Consider the following 20,224-nt stretch of genomic DNA (forward strand, 5'->3'; position numbering starts at 1 on the left):
CTCCCTGCGGCGTCTTGCCGGCGACCATTCGCCTCAGCTTCCGTGGCGCGACGGCGCAGTCGGGACCATACCCACATGGGTATTCACCTCCGAGCCTGGGTGGGTAAGCCGGTGCCGTGGCCCCGATATGGCCGCGCTGCTGGAACTGGGAAATGTCTGCGGATGGCGCAGAAGGACGAACGAGGGGCTGCGTCGCCGTACGTGACCCGCGAGCTGATCGTCGATGATCATCCGCTTATGCGCGCGACGTGCGCATCGGTGCTTGAAGATCGGAAAGAAGACATAGTCTTCGGAAACGCGCTTATGCCAATCGGCTCTCGGCGCCGGGATGTCGTGATGATGGACCTCCAGATGCCGGGTAGTGAGCCGCCGGACGCTAGTGTTTCAGCATGCTTGCCATTCAACCCGGCGATCCGGTTGGGGTCCTCATGCTAGCGAGCGGAAGTGGAAATCAGCCCGCGTTCGGCAAGTCGGTGCCTGGCAGGGCGCTCGCCACGCCAACATAACAGAATGACAAATCTTTCAATCAATCGAGGAAATTTGCGTTATTCTCTGGCAGCGACTGCAATCCGGCTTAGAAACTGTTGCTTCCAGCATTTCACCCGGCGCTTGCTGCGGGGCGACAGGAGGGGTGAGCGGCGGACGATGGTCGGGTGGCTGGCAAAGTTGTGGGCAAAAGTATTGTCGACGATGCTCATGATTGCCCTCAGTGGTGCAGCGCCCTCGGTTGACCAAAGAGCAGTTTGGTCGTCCCCTGGATTTGCGGCCTATACCCATCAGAAATGGGGCCGCGAGCGCGATGCTCCCAAGCAGATCTACTCCATTTCACAGGGAAGGGACGGTTTCCTCTGGTTGGCGACCGGAGAAGGCGTCTACCGCTTCGACGGCATTCGCTTTGAACGCATTCCGGCGCCGGAAGCACCCAATCAGGGTGCGCCATCCGCTGTCCTGGTCACCCGCAATGGTGACGTGTGGGTCAGCTTTTCGGGATCACACCGCTTTGCAATTTATCGCGGTGGACGTATCTCGATGTTGCCGGTCTCTCCGGTGACCCACCGAGTGTCCTCCATGCGGGAAGGGCCGGACGGTTCGGTCTGGGTTCTTAGCGACGCCGAGGACGACCCTTTGTTTCGGCTGAAGGACGGTCGATGGACGAACTACGGCCGGGCACAGGGAATACCGTCCGGAAACCCGTTCGACATGGTAATCGACGCGAGCGGCGCCGTCTGGCTGACCCATGCGAGTTCGATCCTCAGGCTCGACGCTGGCGCCCGTCGCTTCTCGCGTTTCAGCGTCTGGAATTACACCGTGGCGCGGATGGCCCTCGATCCTGACGGCAGGATGTGGATTAGTACGGATCACGGCAGCTATCCGGTCACCGGCCCCCACGGACGCGGCTCCCCCCCGGCGTTACGACATGCCTACGCTACCGATCGCCCTCAGATCAGGGGCTACACCATGTTCGACAGGGAAGGGAACCTGTGGATGGCCACCGAATATCGCGGGATCCAGCGGGTTCAGCGGCCCAACCCCCGGGGGGCGGCAACCAAGGCTGAGGCGGCGTTTGCGGTGGAACGATTCACGGTGCAAGACGGACTGACGTCGAACATCACCGAACGCCTGATGCAGGATGCAGAGGGCAACGTCTGGGTCGGGACGGAGAAGGGCCTCGACCGATTTCGTCGAGCATCGGTAGTTGATGTGCCGCAGCTTGACGATCCGCATGTCTTTGGCGACCAACTCCTGGTCGCGCGCGACGGAAGCGTGTTCATCTCCGAAGCGGGGCGGATCTATCGCGTGCCCCCGGGCGGCAAACCAGAGCAGATACTCGTTGCTTCGGACCGCCCGAGCACAATCTGCCAGGCACCCGATGGGGATATCTGGATCACGCTCTTCCGCACGGTGCTCGTCTGGCGGGACGGACGGGTGGTGGGCAGAAAGCCGACGTTGCCCACCGATATCACTGTTTATGATTGTGCTTTCGATGCAAGCGGCGACTATTGGATCAGCGTGGCCCGTGCCGGGCTCTACCGGCTGCGGGGCAATCGCTGGGAGCGGGTGTTCGGCCAAACCAGCCCCGACTTTCGTCCGCGTTCCATGATTGCAGATCGGAACGGGAGGCTGGTCACCCAGTGGAGCTACCGGACGCTGCGATATGCGGAGCCGTCAGGCCACCGCGCGATCAGGGTCCCGTTCCAGATTCAGGATCCTCAGCCGGTCACGCTGTATAGTCCGCCGAAAGAAGTTCGAGTCCCCTATCTCTATGTGGGAGGACCCGATGGTGTCGCCCGTCTGGTAGAAGGCCGCTGGCAGCGGCTCGGCAAGGACAGGGTGCCGGGACTGGTGAACGTCAACGGGATAGTGGTCACCCCAGGCGGAGAGCATTGGTTTGCTGGAAGTGCCGGCATCGTCCGGATCGCCGCCTCAGAGGCGGAGGCTGCCTTCAAGAACCCGGACCGGCGGCCCGAATATGAACGGTTCGACGAGGATTCCGGGCTTGCAAGCATGCCTCACGACCACAGTCGCAGATCAATCGTGCAGGGCGGGGACGGCCGCATCTGGATAGCGACCCAGTCGGGCGCGGCCTGGATCGATCCGGCGAGGCTGACCCGCAATCCGCACCCGCCGAAGCTGCGGGTGTCGAATGTGAAAGTGGACAATCGATACTATCGGGATCCGACGTCGGTCCGATTGAACGCGGGGGAATCCGATATTGAGATCGACTTTTCGGTTCTGAGCCTCTCAAACCCGGAACAGACGCGGGCTCGATACATGCTCGAGGGGCAGGATGACCGCTGGACGTCCAGCGGGCACCGGCGCGAGGCCTTCTACACGAACCTCGCACCCGGCCGGTATCGCTTCAGGGTGGTGGCCGCCAACGAGGACGGGATCGAGAACAGCGATGGGGCCTCGGTCGACATCGAGGTCGTGCCGACGTTCGTGCAGTCGATCTGGTTTCTTATCGCTCTTGCCACGGCGACGGTGCTGATCATCTGGCTTCTTCTGCGACTTCGCGCAGCTCAGGTCGCGGCGCAGATGCGAAGCCGGCTGGAGCAGCGCCTGATGGAGCGCGAGACCATCGCGCGCGATCTGCATGATACGCTGCTTCAGGGCGTGCAGGGCCTGATGTTCCGCATTCAGGCAGTAGCCAACCGGCTCACCTCGGGAAGTCAGGAGCGCCAGTCGCTCGAGCAGGCGCTTGAACGGGCTGACGACCTGGTCATGCAGGGCAGAGAGAGCGTACGCAACCTGCGCGTCAGCGACATGGCCGGCGACCTGCACCGCACGCTTCGCGACGCTGTTGACGACGCGCTCCTCGATGACACTATCGACGTCCAGATCGTAGAGCGCGGCTCGCCGCGGTCGATCCATCCTCTCGCTCTCGCCGAGATCAAAGCAATCGTCGGCGAAGCGCTTTTCAACGTCGGGAGACACGCCGACGCCACGCAGGTTGAACTGGTTGTGTCCTACGGCCGCAGGACACTCAGACTGAGGGTGCAGGACGATGGCCGAGGAATTCCGGTGGACGTGCTCGACAGCGGGTGTCGGGAAGGACATTTCGGCTTGGTGGGAATGCGTGAGCGCGCGCAAGTGATCGGTGGCTCCGTCGTAGTGCGGAGCGTGAAGGAGGAGGGGACGGAGGTCGTCCTCGATGTGCCGGGCGGGGTCGCTTACGGACATGGGTTCCGGTTTGGTGAATGGGCTGCGAGGCTCTGGCCTCGACGGACTCTCTAGAGTTCTAGGAAGCCCCGACGGGTCGCAGTTATGGCTGCCTGCGTACGGTCGGTTGCGTCGAGCTTGAAGAAGATGTTCTTGAGCGCGACCTTTACCGTTTCGGCCGACACTCCGATACCGTTGGCGATCTCCTTGTTCGTAAGGCCGCGCGCCACCATCCGCATGATCGTGATCTCGCGGCCGCTCAGATGCTCGCTGACCGGGTGCTGATCGAACTCCTCCAGGATCTCGCTCTGCACGTAGGTGCCGCCGTCGTGGACCTTACGGACGGCGTCGAGCAGCTGGTTGCGCACGCCGCTCTTCAGGAGATAACCACTGGCGCCGGATCGAAGGAGTGCACGGGCCGGCACGTCGCCTTTGTAGTTTGTAAGGACGATAATGCGCGCGTCTGGGCATTCGGCACGAATTGCCACCAAGGCGTCGAAGCCGTTCATGCCGGGCATCTGGAGGTCCATGAGCGTGACGTCGGGACGCAGCTCACGGAAGCGCTCCACAGCTTCGGTGCCACTGGAGGCCTCGCCGCACAGAATGATGTCGCCCTGACTACCGATCAAAGCGGAAATGCCGTCGCGAAGTAGTGGATGGTCGTCCACCACGAGGACTTTGATTGGGATCTTCAGGGCTGCCATCACATCTGCCCACCTTTCTTTTGGGCCACGCCTTGTAGCTATGGCGCGTTCATAGCGCGACAGATTTATAATTTCGACATTACCCGCATGGGTATGTTCAATTCTGCGAAGCGCGCAGACTTTCAGGTTGTCATATACAGGTTTCGCTTGTGCCGACACGATTGAAGATCGGTGCCGGGGGGCTTGCTCGCATACCGAGGGTTTTCCCTCGGCCACGATGGCGGGCCTCCGAGGGCCGTGGGGAGAGATTTCGATGAACGCTAGTCCGACGGATAGGGAGCGGCGCATCGACCCGTTCTCGACGGCGATAGCCGACGGGACGCAACTGATAGGGAGATTGGTGATCGCACCGATGTTTCTCCTGACCGGTATAGCCGCGATCAGCGATCCGCAGAAGTTCATTGCGTCGTCCAGCCTTCCCGCTCCTGCGGTTGCGCTGGGGGCGGCAATCCTGACCGAGATGATCTGCGGCTCGCTGCTCGTCATCGGCTATAGGACGCGTTTGGCGGCGGGCGTGCTGGCAGGGTTCACATTGATGACCGCAGCCATGTCGCATGGTAATCTGACCGAGAGCACCCAATTTGCGATGTTCTGGAAAAATCTGGCCATCGCGGGTGGGCTGATGCAGATCGTGGCGGTGGGCGCGGGGCGATGGAGCGTTGACTTCAACTAGAAGCAGCCATCGACGTGATCTCGATCGCGAAGTCTGAGATCCTTCGAGGGGCATTGAACCCTGCTGCGGTCAGAAACCGATCAATCGTCCTATGGCCAGACCCGGTCACGCTCCGGCGAAGGATACGCCCTGTCCGTCATGCGGGCCCTTGAGCTTGGCAGTTGGGGTTTTGCCTGACTGCAGGATCTTGGCTGGCCGCCGCCTCAGCGGCGCTCCAGCGTCTCGCGCTGTGCGAGCCACAGCACTGCAGCCAGCGAGAACGCCAGGCTTGCAGAGGCCATGGCGATGGTCATGCCGAGCTTCTGCGCAAGCGTCGCGGTGATCAGCGGCGCGAAGAAGCTGATAATCCGGCCCCAGTTGAAGATCGAGGCGGCGGTAGACTGCAGATGCGGCGGGTACAATTCGGCCAGCCACGGTCCCCAGGTCACGCTCGAACACAATGCAGCGCCATAGACCAGCCCGATCAACTGCAGCGTCAGCACGTCGGTGGGCGCCAGCAGGTAGGCGATGATGGCGGCGGCAGCGATCAGGAAGCCGATCGCGTTGAAGCGACGGCCGAAGCGATCGGCCGTCCAGCCCCAAAAGAAGCCGCCGGCGATGTTGCCCGCAAACTGCCAGGCCACCAGCTTTCCGACCGTCGCAGCGTCAAACCCGCGTTCACCCGAAAGGTAGGTGGTCAGCCAGCCGCTGTAAGCGGCGTAGCCGAAGAAGTTGAGGCCGGTCATCGCCGCCAGCATCAGTGTCTGGCGGCGCACCGCGGGCGCGAAGAGTTCGCCGATGGGCAGCTTCGCCGCGCGTTCGGTAGCCATGTCGATCCGCGACCGTGCCGGGATCAGCCACAGCACCATGAGTGCCAGTGCGAACGTGGGCAGGCCCCCGATCCACAGCAACAGCTTCCAGTCTCCGGGCGCCACCGCGCCCATCGATAGGCCGAGCGCGACGATGGAGAAGCTGAAGAACGCGTTCATCGTGCCTGCAAGTCTCCCGCGCAGCGAGGGGCGAAAGAGGTTCACGTAGATGCCCACGCCCACCGGAAAGCTCGCGCCCGCGAAAGCGCCAAGCAGGAACCGCTGGACCAGCAGCATTGGATAGCTGTTGACCGCCGTGCCGGCGATCAGCATCGTGCCATAGCCGAGCACGACCAGCGCGAAGATCCGGCGACGCCCGAAGCGGTCGGCGACCTGCCCGATCAGCACCGCGCCTACCAGCGCACCCGCGCCTTGCGCCGAATAGGCCGATCCTGCCTCCAGCAGCGAGAGATTCAGGGACGCGCGAATGAACGGGCGCAGCACGTCCACCGTGTTCCACGCCCAGCCATAGAGAAATTCGCAGGCGAGCAGCAGCGCGAAAATCGTGACTTGCCGCCCCATGCCTGGCATGAGGGAACGTGCGGCCCCATCGACCGGCTCGGCTTCGATGGCGCCGTCAGGGGCAACGTCAGGCGCGAGGGGGGCGATTATGGGCATGCACGGCTCCGGTCATGGTTGGAGTGTGGCGGAAGCAGGGTCGGGGCCGCGACTTGCTCGCGACCCCGAAAATGTGCGTCAGGCAGCGGCCTGGATTGCCGCCAGCTTCAGCTGCACGAGCATCGACAGCTCGTCGTAGACAACCCATTCGTCGACGATCTTGCCGTCCTTCACGTGGAAGTGCGTCACGCCCATCACGAACAGGTGATGTCCGGTCGGCGCGCCGAGCGAGCCGTAGCCAAGGTGGTGGCCGTCCATCACCCAACGGACCGCGTATTTGGTGCCGCCTTCTTCGCTGTCGACCGAGGCGATATGCTGCGGTACGAACGAGCAGTCGGGCAGCAGCGCAACGAGGCGCATGGTCTGCTGCAGCACGGAGGCGACGCCATACAGCTCGCGCATCAGCGGCCCGTGCCACTGGCAGTTTGGCGCGTAGATCTCGTGGATCTTGCCGAACATGCGCTTGTTGTAGATGTGGTGCAGCCATTCGAGCAGCTGCTCCTCACCCGCATTGTGCGCGATCGAAAGGTCGGCCTCACTCTCCGGGGGGTACTGGCCGAGCAGACGGCGGTTTTCGGTGAGGTCGAGCACCGTTTCACCCAGATCGAACTTCTTCTGCGCGATGCTCTGCGCAAAGACGTGCGGATCGAGGCCGACCTGGATCAGGGGCCCCATGTTGTCGCGCACGATCCACTCCTTGTAGATCTTGTTCTCCAGGATCATGCAGTCGGCGACGGTGCGGGTGCAGTACGTGCGGCCCGTCGGCTTGCCCCAGGAACCCGGCTCGGTGTGGCGGCCCAGGCCGTGTGTCATGTGGCTGGTGTAGAAGCCTTTCACGTCATCGCCATTCCAGATCACCTGCTGCGCCATGCCGCGCCGGTCAGGGAACTCGACGAGGCGCTGGATGGTGTCGCGGATGTGCGTCTCGCGGTCGTACATCGTGCCCATCGTCGTATAAGCGACGCAGTTATGCGTGTAGTGCGAGTAAATCAGCCCGACGTCGCGCTCGTCCCATATGCGGTGGGTGCAGCGGATGATGTAATCGACGATGTCGGTGTAGCATTCGTCAAAGCCGCGCATCGACTGTACGCGCTTGCGCCCCTCGGGCACAAGCTGGGTGAAGTCGCGCCGCTCGACCTGCAGGACGCGGCCCGTCTCGCCGTCGCTGGGAGAAATGTCGGTGCGCGGCGGCGTGGGCTTCTTGGGGGCTTGGGTATCAGTCACGTGACCTCCGTGGGATGATCTTGATGATGCTATGCGAGCGTCCGCACGTGCGCCAGCCAGTCGGCCAGCGTGCGGGCACACAAATCAGGACATTCGAGCGGCAGGAAGTGCCCTGCGCCCGGTGCGATCACTAACTCGGCGTCGGGCAGGCCCTCGGCCAGTTCACGCTGCAGTTCAGGCGGAGCGATGCGGTCTTCAGCCCCGCCCAACACAACTGCGGGCATTTGCATTGCCAGCAGCAGCGGGCGCTTGTCGGAGCGGGTGAGGGCCACTTCGACCTGCAGTGCCAGCGTGCCGGGTGGCTGGCTTCGCGCCATCGCCACGATCGTCTCCTTCAGCGCATTGTCGCCCTGCGCTGCGGCGGCGACCGAGCGCTCCCACAACACCTCGCCCACGAGCACCCCCGGATCGATCATGGCGGCGGCGCGGCGGGCCGCGTGATCGGCATCAGGAACGTCGCGTCCGCTGGCGGCGATCAGCGCCATGGCGGCGACCCGCTCGGGCGCGAGCACCGCCATTTCCAGCGCGACGATGGCGCCCAGCGAGAACCCGACCGCAATGAAAGGCCCGGAAACCCTCGAAAGCGCCCGCTCGGCGAGCCCGTGCGCCGATGCTAGGCCGGTCATGTCGCAATGCACCACCGGACGTCCGGTCAGCGCTGCATTCCGCAGCATCGGCTCGAAAAGCCGGGCGTCGCACAGCGTTCCCGCAAGCAGGAGAAGCGGCGGGTCGTCAGCACAGTTTCGTTCATTAACGGCCATCGTCACGCACAGCTCCCCGCGGGACCGTGTATCTGGTCCTCTCGATCAATTATCGTCCAACCGACGTGTCATAGCTTGCGCCGGCGGTGTCCATGAAGTACCACCATTGAATTCGAATGCAAGTGTGATTCATGAAATCTGAAAAGGTACAGGAAAGCACCCCGCATCGAAGACCCTATTGAGGAGTATGACGTGACCGAGTGGACTCGCGAAGCGATGGCCCAGCGCCTCGTGCGCTACGCAGACCTCGTGCCTTGCCGCACCGCCTTCATCGATACCCGCACGCCGGGCTCGACCGAGAAGGAGAACTTCACGATCATCGGTGCCGGCGTGTCCGAAAGCGCCGACCAGTTCGTCCACATCACCGAGCCGCACGGCTTCAACGTCGGCGCTGCCCGCCAACCCGAAGGCTGCGTGAACTCGCAGCACAGCCACGAGACGGCGGAGGTCTTCGTCGTGCACTCCGGCCACTGGCGCCTGATCTTCGGCCCCAACCGCGAGGACGGGACGCTCGACATCGCGCCGGGGGACGTCTGCTCGGTTCCCACCCGCATGTTCCGCGGGTTCGAGAAACTCGATGAAGGGGTGGGCTTCCTTTGGGTGCTGCTCGGTCAGGATGATCCTGGCAAGGTGACCTGGGCGCCCGCCGTGTTCGAATCCGCCGCCGACTTCGGCCTCAAGCTGACAAAGGGCGGCATTCTGATCGACACCAGCGACGGCGACTACACCTTACGTGAGGCCGAACTGGAAGCCCCGCTGGGCGAGGACGACATGGCGCAGCTGCGCACCCCGCCCCTCGAAAAGTTGGCTGAATGCGTGGTGCGCTTCGCCGACGTCTCGGCCAACCCCGCCTCGCCTCTGGCCGCGCCCGGTGTCGAGGAGGCGGGGCTGATCGTCCCGCAGCCGACCGCAGATGGCTTTGCCCCCGGCCCGATCAGCGGCTGGTGGCCGCACGGCTTCAACTTGCGCCTGCTGACGCTCCAGACCGGCGCCTACGTCCCGCGCCACAGCCGGCGTGAAGTGGAAGTGATCTTCGTCCATTCCGGCACGCTTGAAGTGAGCTGGGACGGCGACGAGATTGTCATGGGCGCTGGCGACACCCTGACAGTTCCGGTCGGCCTGTCCCGCGCGCTGCGCAACACCGCTTCGGTGCCCTGCGTGGCCTACGTGGTGCGCGGCGGCGAGGACATCGCGCGGCCGCTGTTCGAGGCCGGCGCCACAGCCTGATTTTCTGCGAACACCCACGTCGTCCGGCACATCTGATTGGCCGGGCGACATTTTCTGGCCTGCCCGGCGCCCCATCCGCGCCGAGCAGGCTCCTTGTTGCCCGGCCCCTGGCGGCTTCGGCCGGCAACGATCGTCTTTTCCGGAACTGGCGGGCGTTTCGCGCCACAGACCTGCCAGACCTGCTACGGCGATCAACAAGGTAGCCGTCGGGCGTCAAGGTCGATGGACTTAAGCGTGAATGGGAACTCCGCAGGCCGGCAGCGGGGCGCTGTCAATGACTGGAGAGGGATACCGTTTTCCGCCCGCCCGAGCGAGCAGCCGTCAAGCTATGCCTTCCAAGGCGACCGCTTAGGGGCCGCGCGGAGACATTTTCCTTCAGAACCGTCCAAACCTGTGCACTTGGCGCAGCCGGAAACGTGAGGGGGCGGCTTCGGGCTCCCGAAGCCGCCCCCTCACGCTGCGACGGGGGGTCAGGCGGGCTGCTTCAGCCGGTCGAAGCGGATCGCGGCGGCCTTCTGGTGGCCTTCGAGACCCTCGCTGCCGCTCTGCCGGATCGCAGGCGGGGCGACGGCGGCGACGGCTTTGTCTTCCAGCCACTGATGCGTGGCGATCTTGACGTAGGAGCCCACCCACAAACCGCCGGTATAGCGCCCTGCGCCCATCGTCGGCAGGGTGTGATTGGTGCCTACGTTCTTGTCCGAATAGACGACGCTGGCGTTCTCGCCGATGAACAGCGAGCCGTAGTTGCGCAGCTTCTTCGCGAAACCGTGGGGGTCGGCGGTGTGGACCTGCAGGTGCTCGGCCGCGACGTAATCGGAATAGGCGATCATCGCCGCCTCGTCGGCGCAGAGCACGACTTCGCCGTAATTCTCCCAAGATTCCGCTGCGACCTTGGCGGTGGCAAGGGTCTGGAGCTGGCGCTCGACCTCGCGCACGGTGGCTTCGGCCAGCGCGCGGTCGGTGGTGATGAGGCCGACGCGGGTGCGCACGTCGTGCTCGGCCTGTCCAAGCAGGTCGCACGCGATCAGTTCAGGGTCGCCGGAGGCGTCGGCGACGACGAAGATTTCCGAAGGGCCGGCGAGCTGGTCGATGCCGACCGGGCCGAAGACCTGTCGCTTGGCCTCGTTCACGAAGGCATTTCCCGGGCCCATGATCTTGTTGACTTGCGGCACGCTTTCGGTGCCGTAGGCCATCGCCGCGATCGCCTGCGCCCCGCCGATGCGGAAGATGCGATCGGCACCGGAGAGGTGGCAACCCGCGATCATCGCGCGGTGAGCATTGGGCGGCAGGCAGGCAACGACTTCGGCGCAGCCCGCGACTTTGCCTGGCACGATCGTCATGATCGGCGCGGAGAGCAGCGGAAAGCGTCCGCCGGGCACGTAGGCGCCGACGCGGTCGATCGGGATCACCCGGTGACCCAGGTGCAGGCCGGGGATCGGCTCCAACTCCAGCGGGAGGATGGTGCCGAGCTGGGCTTCAGCGAAGCGACGCACGTTGTCGATCGCGAATTCGGTGTCGGCGCGAGTCTGCGGATCGAGTTCTTCGAGCGCGGCCTGCCGCTCGGCAGGGGTCACCTCGAAGCGGTCCAGTTCAGCCTTGTCGAACTCGGCAGAGTAGCGGCGCAACGCGGCGTCGCCCTCAGCGCGCACGTCGGCAAGAATGCGGGCGACCAAACCGGCGACGTCACCACTATCCGTGATTTGGTCGCGCACGGGCGCCTTGATGTAGGTTGTGGTCTCGGAAAATCCGTGCGGCGCATCGGTCATGGAAGGGCTCCCGTTGGGTTGGGTTTGGGTGGGTCGGTTTACACGACGTACCAAAGATTATTGCATTCGAAGTCAAATGTCACGTGACAAACGGCGGGCGCTGTTGCGTTGCATTTGCGGCGGCGCGTTTACGCCGCTAGACCGGGCTTTCGCGCCAAGTTACGGACGTTTTCATGCCAAAGCCTCGATCGACCAAGAAGCTCAAGTCCACAGGAATGGAAGACGGTCGCCGTCCCACGTCCTACGACGTGGCACGTATCGCCGGGGTGTCGCAGTCAGCGGTATCGCGCTGCTTCGCCCCAAATGCGTCGATCGCTCCCGCCAAGCGCGAACTGATTCTCAAGGTCGCTGCGGAAATCGGGTACAGGCCTAATGCGCTGGCACAGGCTCTGATCTCGAAGCGGACCAACATCGTGGCGGTCATCATTGCTGCGCGCACGAACCTTTATTATCCCGAAGTGCTAGCCGAACTGGGCGCGCGGCTGAGCGAGAAGAACTTTCGCGTACTTCTCTTTGCATTGTCCCAGGAGAGCGAGGTCGACGGCGTGCTGGAGCAGATCTGGCGGCATTCGGTCGATGGCGTGATCTCGGCAGCGCGACTGTCCACATCGCAAATCGCGCAGTTCTGCGAGCATCGTGTTCCGGTGGTCCTCTATAACCGCGTCGCCAGCGGCGCGGCATCTGTGCGGTGCGATTCAGGGGAAGGGGAGCGGGATCTGGTCGGCCGCCTGCTCGCGGCGGGGCATCGGCGCTTCGGTCTGATCTCCGGTCCTTTGGACAACTATGTCGGAGAGGAGCGCCGCAGCGCTGCGTTGGCGGCGCTGTCCGGGGCCGGTATCGCCGACGTGCCCGAGGTGCGCGGCGACTTTACATACGAGAGCGGCCATGCGGCGATGGCAGAACTCCACGGCAGGGGGTGCGAGGCTATCATTGCGGTCAACGACATGATGGCTATCGGCGCAATGGACGCGGCGCGAATCGATCTTGGCCTTTCGGTGCCGCAGGACCTGTCCATTGTCGGTTTCGATGGTTCAGGTGCATCAAGACTTGGTGCATACGACCTCACCACGGTGCGCCAGCCGGTGCGCCGGATGACCGAAGCAGCCATCGAGCTTCTAATAAAGCGTATTGAAGATGCTTCTTCTCCGCCTGAACAGCGATTGTTTAGTGGTCAGCTGGAAGTGGGAAGAAGCGCGGTCATTTCTTTAGAAGGTTCTTGAAAAAATTATCATTACAATTCCACAATATTTGGACATTTCGGCGGTACTGTCTAAAATTGCCCTAGATTGTCGCTCAGCATCATCGGATGTAATGATAATTTCGCTTTATAATTAGTCGTTTTTAACAGGTCATCCATTTAACGAAGTTGTGACTTCGAATGCAAAAATTCGTGGACAGCGGGGCGGGTCGCAGATACGTTTCCTGGAGTTCGAGGGCATTTGAGGGATGAACATGCACACTCGTTTGATCCAGGGAGTTTCGTTGGTGGCGCTGATTTTCGCGGCGGCGCCCGCCATGGCGCAGGATGCCACCACCACCACTTCCGTGCCTGCGGCGGAGGAATCCGCAAATTCGGCAGCAGATATCGTGGTTACCGCACAGCGGCGCAGCGAGCGGTTGCTCGACGTTCCCGTCGCCGTCACTGCTCTTTCAGGGGATGCGCTGCAGCGGCTCGGCGCGCAGAACGTGTCAAAGGTAGAATTGGCAACGCCGGGCTTCACCTGGGGGTCGCAGGGGTCGGACTCGTTCCCCGCGATCCGCGGCGTGCGCACGAGCCTCGTCAGCGCGCAGACCGACCCGGTCATCGGCTTCTACCTGGACGGCGTCTATCAGAGCCGTACCCAGCAGCAGAGCATACCGCTGTTCGACGTCGCCCGCGTCGAGGTCTTGCGCGGCCCTCAGGGCACGCTCTACGGACGCAACACCTTCGGCGGCAACATCAGCGTCGTCACCGCCGAGCCCACTGACGAATTCGCGGCCGGGATCAACCTCGACAAGGGGAACTTCGATTCCGCCCGCATCGACGGTTTCGTCAACATCCCCGTAAGCGACACCCTGCAACTGCGCGTCGCCGGGGTTTTCCAGCGCCATGACGGCTACGTCAAGTCGACGACACCGGGCATCGTCCTCAACGACCTGAACGAGAATGCGCAGCGTGCCTCGCTCAAGTGGACGCCCGATGATCGCCTTGAGGTGATCATTCACGCGGGCAGTTGGCGCCGCGACGACGCGGGGGCGGGCTCCTACGGATACAAGACAGCCGGTACGCTGATAAACACCACGACCGGCTACCAGTCGATCGACGGATCGGGTGTGGCAGTGAACCCTTCAGTCCCCAACGGCAGCCCGAACGTTGCGGGTCTTGACGTCGGCGTTCCTGTGACCGGCGGAGCCTGGACCAACGATTGGGATTACCAGCCGTTCGAGCATGTCGCCGAAGACTACGTTTCTGGCAAGATCGCCTATGACCTGGGCTTTGCGACGATCAGTTCGATCACTGGCTACACGCACTTCACCGCCCACCGCAGCGCCGACAATGATCAGTCGAGCAAGGTCTTTGAAGCCTATGGCTACGGCTCGGGCATCCAGGAGCCGAAAACCCGATCAAAAGCGTTCTCGCAGGAGTTGCAGTTGGCTTCGAGCAGCCGCACACCGCTTGAGTGGATCGTTGGCGCCTACTATCTCAAGGACGACATCTTCGAGACGTACCAGCAGAAAGTTACCGCGCCCGGCGCCACGACCAATGGCTTCCGTGCGGATTCCGATATCAGCGTCGAGGCGCTGGCGTTCTACGGCCAGGCCAGCTACGCGATCGTGCCTGACAAGCTGAAGCTGATCGGCGGGATCCGCTATTCGCACGAGAAGAAGAGCTTCGTCTTCTCAGACTTCGCAGATGCACCGCCGAACACCTACGATTTCACGACGCCTTATGTTGTCACCCGTGGTTCGCCCAGCTTCAACAGCTGGACCTGGCGCGCTGGCCTGCAGTACACCGTCGATCGCAACACGATGATCTACGCGACGGCATCAACCGGCTTCGCATCGGGCGGGGTCAATGACAGCGGCGGCAATCCCCTGATCCCGCAATCCTACGCGCCGCAGAAGGTGGACGCCTACGAAGCGGGCTTCAAGAGCCGCATCCTGGGTGGGCTTGGCCAGTTCGAGGCCTCGGTGTTCTACAACAAGTTCAGCAATCTGCAGATCAACATCTACACGCCGCTGGTCTCGTACTTCGGCTCGGCGGGCAAGGCGCGCAGCTATGGGGCCGAGATGGCGCTGCGGCTGAACCCGGTACAGGCGCTGCATATCGATGCCACTGCGGCGCTGATGAACGCCGAGTACACCAGTTACATCAGCGGCAACAATTTCTACGGTCTTTCCGATGGTACCGATCCGGTGTCGCTGAACCTGAAGGGCAACCGCATTCCGCAGTCGCCCAAGCTCAAGACGACGCTGGCGGTATCCTACGACATCGATCTGGGCACCGCGGGCATGCTGTCGCCAATGGGGTCGTGGCTGCATTCGAGCAGCTACTACACCACAGACCGCAACACCGTGCTGGACCGCCAGGGCAGCTACGACAAGTTTGACGCCTCGCTGCGCTGGAGCAGCCCGGACGATCGCACATACGTCGAAGCCTACGGCGACAACCTGACCAATCAGGCCGTGCTGCTAAGCGGCGTGATTGGTCGCCGCCAGCGTATTCAGGTATCCTACGCGGCACCGCGCACTTATGGCATCCGCGTCGGCACCAAGTTCTGACGAGGGCAGGGCAGGGGCGGGGGCCTCGCCCCCCCCTAGGCCCGGACGGCGATCTTCCCCGTTTGAAACAACAGTTGAAATTCCGGCGAACGCGGGAGCCTGTTTCCCGACTTCTCGTATCGCGCGGGCATCACTTGGGCTCCCCCCTGCGCGGGGATCACGGGATGAAGTTGAAGATGAACGGCCTCTTCCTTGCGGAGGGGGCCGTTCTCGTGGGCAGAAGGCGTTCAGGCCTGCTCGATGATGCGCGCGAGGTCGAACAGCATCTGTTCGCGACCCGTCGGAGCCAGCAGTTCGACACCGACAGGGCAACTCTGCGCGCCGGCCGGTACGCTGATCGCGGGCCAGCCGGTACGCGGCGCCAGTTCGGGAGCCCAACCGACGCTGGGATTGCCCAGACCCTCGGGAATGACGCGCAGGGTCGGGTGGAACAGCCCGTCGAGACGGCGTTCCGCCATGGCCCGCACCAAGGTGTCAGTCAGCCGGCGATGAGCGGCAAGGACTGCCCGCGCCTCCTCCACGTCGCGCGACAGGCGATTAAGGATCACCGGGCGGTATTCCGGCAGGAACCGGCCCCCTTCGAGCAGGGCAGCGAGGCTTTGAGGTGCGGTTCCTGTCACAAAATTCCGGGCGAGATAAGCGCCGAACGCGGCCGCGAATTCGACATCGACGATATGAGGGCCTGCCAGCAATTGCGCGATATCGGGGATCACGAACGGATCGACGATTTCGGCCCCTCCGTCCGCCAGTTTCCGCAAGGCGCGCTCACAGGCGGCAATTACCCTCGGGTCGGTACCGAAGGCGGCGCGCAGTACGCCGATACGCGGCGGCTCGCGCGATTCTCCCCCAGCGATTCTGCCGCCCATGGCAAGATAGATCCTGCGGGCATCCTCGACGGTTCGGGCGATCGGGCCGATGGTGTCGGTGGACGGGGCCAGCGGCGCGACACCGTCCAGCGGCAAAATGCCGTGCGCGGGGCGAAGTCCGACAAGGCCGTTGCAGGCCGCCGGAACGCGGACCGAGCCACCGGTATCGGTGCCGATCGCGGCGGTTGCAAAACCGCGCGCAACCGCGACCCCCGAACCGCCGCTCGATCCACCCGCCGTCGTGGCCGGGAAAAAGGGGCTGAGAACGTCGCCCCCGAGCGAACTGCGCGAACGCACTTCGAAGGAGAACTCGGACAAGTTGGTCTTGCCCACGATGATGGCCCCGGCAGCGATCAGTCGGTCAATCACCGTTGCATTGGTGAGCGGCATCGCGGCTTCGAGCGCGAGGCATCCCGAACTGGTCGCCATGCCCGAGATGTCGATATTGTCCTTGATCGCCAGCACCATGCCATGGAGCGACCCCGCCGGCGTCCGTCGGCCCCTGGCCGCGTCCGCTTCGCGCGCCGCCATGCGGGCGCGCGGGTTCAGCGCCAGCATCGCGTTCCAGCGATGATCCTCGGTGGCGATAAGGTCGAGGCAGGCGTCCAGCCTTGCCTCCACGCTGGCGGTTGGGCGATCAGGCAGCAACGGACCTGCGCGCCTTGTCGAGAAGGTCCGCGGCGCCTTGCAAAAGGAAGCCATGATCGGAGCCAAGCAGGAACAGGCTGGCGCCGCGTTCGTGCCAAAAGGGGACGTCCTCGATCCGGCTGAGAAACATGCCGACCGCCCGGCCATTTCTGCGGCCCGCGTCGCAGATGCGCTCAACGGCGCCAACGACGCGCTCATGGTCCTGGCTGGCGAGGCCGTAGCCCACCGTCAAGTCCACGCGGCCGACAAACAGGCAGTCGATGCCCGCGACGCGGGCGATTTCTTCAATGGCATCGACCGCCACGGGGTCTTCGATCTGGGCGATGGCCACGGTTTCGCGCTCGCTCAGGCGCAAGTGGTCGGGCATGGCGCGCGTCGTATAGCAGGCCGCGCGAGTGGAGCCGGCATATCCGCGCCCCCCGGGGCCGAAGCGGCATGCACGGGCGAAAGCAGTAGCCTCTGCCGCATTGCGAATATGCGGCGCAACGACGCCGGTGGCGCCGCAGTCCAGCGCATTGAGCACGTGCTCCGGCGTCGCCACCGGAATCCGCACGAGGCTGGGCATGCCGATGGCGCGGGTCATCGCCACGCAGCCGTCGATGGCCAAGCGGTCGAACGGCGCATGCTCGGCATCAAGGCACAGGCAGTCGAGGCCGGTCAGCGAAAGCACTTCGGCAACGACCGGCGAGGGCGTCTTGACGAATGTGCCGACTAGCAGTTCGCCCGAGGCCAGCTGTTCACGGAATACGGGCATGCTCAAGACAGAGCCTGACGGCATTCGCAGTGCGGCGTTGCAGTTCCCATAGGATCATCCTCCGATGAATTCGAATGCATCGATAGGCACTAGCGTTTGCGCGGTCAATCGGATTTCCGGTCAGGAGCCTACCGGACGGGTGCTGCCGCGCACGACGAGGGAACCTTGCGCGACGACCTGCTCGTGCCGGTCGGCATCGGTGCGCAGGGACAGGATCAAGCGCATAGTCTGCGCCACCATGAAAGCGGCCGGCTGCGAATAGCTGGTGAGCGAGAAGCCGGGCCATCCCGCCATAGGCACGTCGTCGTACCCGGCGATCGAAATCTCGCGGCCCACGTCCAGCCCGAATTCGTGGCGGGCGACGGTGATCGCAGCCAGCGCCATGGTGTCGTTGGCGCAGAAGATCGCCTCGGGCCGTTCCTTGCGCAGCAGCAGGCGGCGGGTGGCGGTCATCGCGGTATTGAAATCGAAGGCGCCCTCCTCCCGGACCAGGGCCGGTGCGCCCTTCTCGGCAAGGTATTCTGCAAATCCCGCCTCGCGCTGGGCGTTGGTGGAGGAATCCGCAGTCCCCGCCATGAAGGCGAAACTGCGGTGACGTCCGGCCAGCAGGTGCGCAGCGATCGCCCTTGCGCCTGTCTCGTTGTCGCCCACCACGCAGGAGGCATCCTGCGCAGGGGTGGTTCGGTTGTAATGGATCACCGGCACCTGCGCGCGGCGGCACTGCTCGGTCAGGGTGGAGGAGGGGCTGACGGACAGCAGCACCAGCGCATCAATCCGGTAATGCAGAATTTCGTGGATGGAGGGCTCGGGCCGGGTGCTGCCTTGCGCGGGGAACAGCATCAGGCGCAGCCCGGCGCCGTCAAGCGCATCGGACAGCAGTTGCAGGGTGTGGGTGAAGAACGGATTGGTAAGATGCCCGACGCCCACGCCGACGATGTTCGAGCGGCCGCGCAGCAGGGAGCGGGCCAGCGGATTGGGTCGGTAACCCAGTTCTTCGGCGGCGGCAATGATCCGCTCGCGCTTATCGGCGGCGATGCTCGCGCCCGGCGTGAAAGCGCGCGACACCGCCGATTGAGACACGCCGGCCCTGCGTGCGACGTCCAGGGACGTGATCCCCTCTTTTTCGATCTCCATGCCGCTCCCTATCGAGTGGGGGAGGGGGAGGTCAACGACGTTGCGCAGGCACGCGGTACGGTTTTTGAATGCATGTGCATGGATTTCAGCACACGATAAAAGAAGATATAGCTGCAGGAGTTGCATATTGCTTGGGAGCAGTTGCACATGTATGCATCGTAGGTCGGTGTTCGATTCGTGGCGCCGCACGGGAAGCGGGCAGACCGCCCGAGCAGGAGCAGGACGAATGGCGATCTATCTCAAGCGCGGCGCGACCGCAGAGGCGAAGGCGGACGCGGATCGAAAGGTGCGTGACATCGTGGAAGCGGCTCTGGCCGACATCGAGGCCCGCGGTGACGCTGCCGTGCGTGAGATGAGCAACCGGTTCGACAACTGGGACCGCGAGGATTACCGCCTCTCGCAAGCCGAGATCGACGCCTGCGTGGAGTCCCTCTCAGCCCAAGAGCGCAAAGACATCGAATTCGCGCAGGCGCAGGTTCGCAATTTCGCGCAGATTCAGCGTGACAGCATGAAGGACGTCGAGGTCGAGACGCTGCCCGGCGTCGTGCTTGGCCACAAGAACCTGCCGCTGAATTCGGCGGGCTGCTATGTGCCGGGCGGCAAGTATCCGCTGTTGGCCAGCGCACACATGTCGGTCATTACCGCGAAAGTTGCTGGCGTGAAACGGGTGATCACCTGTGCGCCCCCGTTCCAGGGCAAGCCCGCGCGTGCGATCGTCGCGGCGCAGGCGATGGCGGGTGCCGATGCGATCTATGCGCTGGGCGGCATCCAGGCGGTAGGCGCAATGGCTCTGGGCACCGAGACGATCGACCCGGTCGATATCCTCGTTGGCCCCGGCAACGCCTTCGTGGCCGAGGCCAAGCGTCAACTCTACGGCCGTGTCGGCATCGACTTGTTCGCAGGGCCGACCGAAACGCTTATCATCGCCGACGAGATCGGCTGCGATCCCGAGATGGCGGCCACCGATATCCTCGGGCAAGTCGAGCATGGCCCGGACAGCCCCGGCGTCCTGCTCACCAATTCGGAGAGGTTCGCGCGTGAGACGATGGCCGAAATCGAACGTCTGCTGCAGATCCTGCCCACCGCCGATCACGCCCGCAAGGCGTGGGAGACCTTCGGCGAGGTGATCGTGGCAGACAGCTACGAAGAGATGGTCCGCGTCGCTGACGAGATCGCCTCCGAACACGTGCAAGTCATGACCGCCGACCCGGACTATTTCCTGAAGCACATGACCAACTACGGCGCGCTGTTCCTGGGCAATCGCACCAATGTCAGTTTCGGGGACAAGGTGATCGGCACCAATCACACGCTGCCTACCAGGAAAGCGGCGCGCTATACCGGCGGGTTGTGGGTCGGCAAATTCATCAAGACCTGCACCTACCAGCGCGTCCTCACCGACGAGGCTTCGGCGATGATCGGCGAATACTGCAGCCGCCTCTGCGCGCTGGAAGGTTTCGCCGGACACGGCGAGCAGGCGAACATTCGCGTGCGCCGCTTCGGCGGGCGTGACGTGCCTTATGCCGGGCAGGCAGAACCGACCCCGGCAACGGCGGCCTGACCGGTCATGAACGGGGTGGAC

General features: G+C 63.7%; 14 protein-coding genes. 6 read left to right on the plus strand and 8 right to left on the minus strand.

Annotated elements, in window-relative coordinates; all coding sequences use genetic code 11:
- Positions 1–645 precede the first annotated feature (645 nt).
- Positions 646–3,735, plus strand: a complete 3,090-nt coding sequence (locus GGR40_RS16005; protein WP_429277249.1) for a sensor histidine kinase — start codon at positions 646–648, stop codon at positions 3,733–3,735.
- Here the strand turns inward: GGR40_RS16005 and GGR40_RS16010 are convergent.
- The gene (locus GGR40_RS16010) at positions 3,732–4,364 is read right to left on the minus strand and encodes a response regulator (RefSeq protein ID WP_429277250.1); all 633 of its coding nucleotides are present in this window, start codon (positions 4,362–4,364) and stop codon (positions 3,732–3,734) included. The two genes, GGR40_RS16005 and GGR40_RS16010, sit on opposite strands and share 4 nt — an antisense overlap.
- 253 nt (positions 4,365–4,617) lie before the next feature.
- On the opposite strand from GGR40_RS16010, the gene GGR40_RS16015 reads away from it, so the two are divergent.
- On the plus strand, positions 4,618–5,037 hold the full coding sequence (locus tag GGR40_RS16015) for a DoxX family protein (RefSeq protein WP_429277251.1): 420 nt from the start codon (positions 4,618–4,620) through the stop codon (positions 5,035–5,037).
- A gap of 203 nt (positions 5,038–5,240) precedes the next feature.
- Here the strand turns inward: GGR40_RS16015 and GGR40_RS16020 are convergent, their stop codons facing one another.
- The 3 genes from GGR40_RS16020 to GGR40_RS16030 form a co-directional block, all read right to left on the minus strand.
- Positions 5,241–6,503: an MFS transporter gene (locus tag GGR40_RS16020; protein WP_429277252.1), complete on the minus strand. Its 1,263-nt coding sequence runs from the start codon at positions 6,501–6,503 to the stop codon at positions 5,241–5,243.
- Between the two features lie 78 nt (positions 6,504–6,581).
- Positions 6,582–7,727 (minus strand): nuclear transport factor 2 family protein, encoded by a 1,146-nt coding sequence (locus tag GGR40_RS16025; protein ID WP_429277253.1) that lies wholly within the window; start codon positions 7,725–7,727, stop codon positions 6,582–6,584.
- A 29-nt stretch (positions 7,728–7,756) separates the two neighbouring features.
- Positions 7,757–8,488 (minus strand): alpha/beta fold hydrolase, encoded by a 732-nt coding sequence (locus GGR40_RS16030; RefSeq protein ID WP_429277388.1) that lies wholly within the window; start codon positions 8,486–8,488, stop codon positions 7,757–7,759.
- Positions 8,489–8,680: 192 nt separating this feature from the next.
- Here GGR40_RS16030 and GGR40_RS16035 point away from each other — a divergent pair, with 192 nt between their 5' ends.
- Entirely contained in the window at positions 8,681–9,715 is a 1,035-nt protein-coding gene (locus GGR40_RS16035; protein ID WP_429277254.1) for a cupin domain-containing protein, read from the plus strand.
- A 470-nt stretch (positions 9,716–10,185) separates the two neighbouring features.
- Here the strand turns inward: GGR40_RS16035 and hisD (GGR40_RS16040) are convergent, their stop codons facing one another.
- Entirely contained in the window at positions 10,186–11,481 is a 1,296-nt protein-coding gene (hisD, locus tag GGR40_RS16040) for a histidinol dehydrogenase (protein WP_429277255.1), read from the minus strand.
- Between the two features lie 215 nt (positions 11,482–11,696).
- Here hisD (GGR40_RS16040) and GGR40_RS16045 point away from each other — a divergent pair, with 215 nt between their 5' ends.
- Both GGR40_RS16045 and GGR40_RS16050 read left to right on the plus strand, forming a co-directional pair.
- On the plus strand, positions 11,697–12,701 hold the full coding sequence (locus GGR40_RS16045; RefSeq protein ID WP_429277256.1) for a LacI family DNA-binding transcriptional regulator: 1,005 nt from the start codon (positions 11,697–11,699) through the stop codon (positions 12,699–12,701).
- 265 nt (positions 12,702–12,966) lie between these two features.
- Positions 12,967–15,243 (plus strand): TonB-dependent receptor, encoded by a 2,277-nt coding sequence (locus GGR40_RS16050; protein ID WP_429277257.1) that lies wholly within the window; start codon positions 12,967–12,969, stop codon positions 15,241–15,243.
- 227 nt (positions 15,244–15,470) lie between these two features.
- Here GGR40_RS16050 and GGR40_RS16055 read toward each other — a convergent pair whose 3' ends face one another.
- The 3 genes from GGR40_RS16055 to GGR40_RS16065 form a co-directional block, all read right to left on the minus strand.
- Positions 15,471–16,757 carry an amidase gene (locus GGR40_RS16055; protein ID WP_429277258.1) on the minus strand — a complete coding sequence of 429 codons (1,287 nt, stop codon included), beginning with the start codon at positions 16,755–16,757 and terminating at the stop codon, positions 15,471–15,473.
- A complete protein-coding gene (locus tag GGR40_RS16060) occupies positions 16,747–17,511 on the minus strand; it encodes an HpcH/HpaI aldolase family protein (protein ID WP_429277259.1) in 765 nt (254 codons plus the stop codon). The genes GGR40_RS16055 and GGR40_RS16060 overlap by 11 nt, the downstream gene beginning before the upstream one ends.
- Before the next feature lie 120 nt (positions 17,512–17,631).
- A complete protein-coding gene (locus GGR40_RS16065) occupies positions 17,632–18,645 on the minus strand; it encodes a LacI family DNA-binding transcriptional regulator (protein ID WP_429277260.1) in 1,014 nt (337 codons plus the stop codon).
- Positions 18,646–18,871: 226 nt separating this feature from the next.
- Here GGR40_RS16065 and hisD (GGR40_RS16070) point away from each other — a divergent pair, with 226 nt between their 5' ends.
- Positions 18,872–20,203, plus strand: coding sequence for a histidinol dehydrogenase (gene hisD, locus GGR40_RS16070; RefSeq protein WP_429277261.1), 1,332 nt, complete (start codon positions 18,872–18,874; stop codon positions 20,201–20,203).
- Positions 20,204–20,224: the final 21 nt, after the last annotated feature.

This window comes from Novosphingobium gossypii, assembly GCF_050433305.1.
Classification (GTDB): Bacteria; Pseudomonadota; Alphaproteobacteria; order Sphingomonadales; family Sphingomonadaceae; genus Novosphingobium; species Novosphingobium gossypii.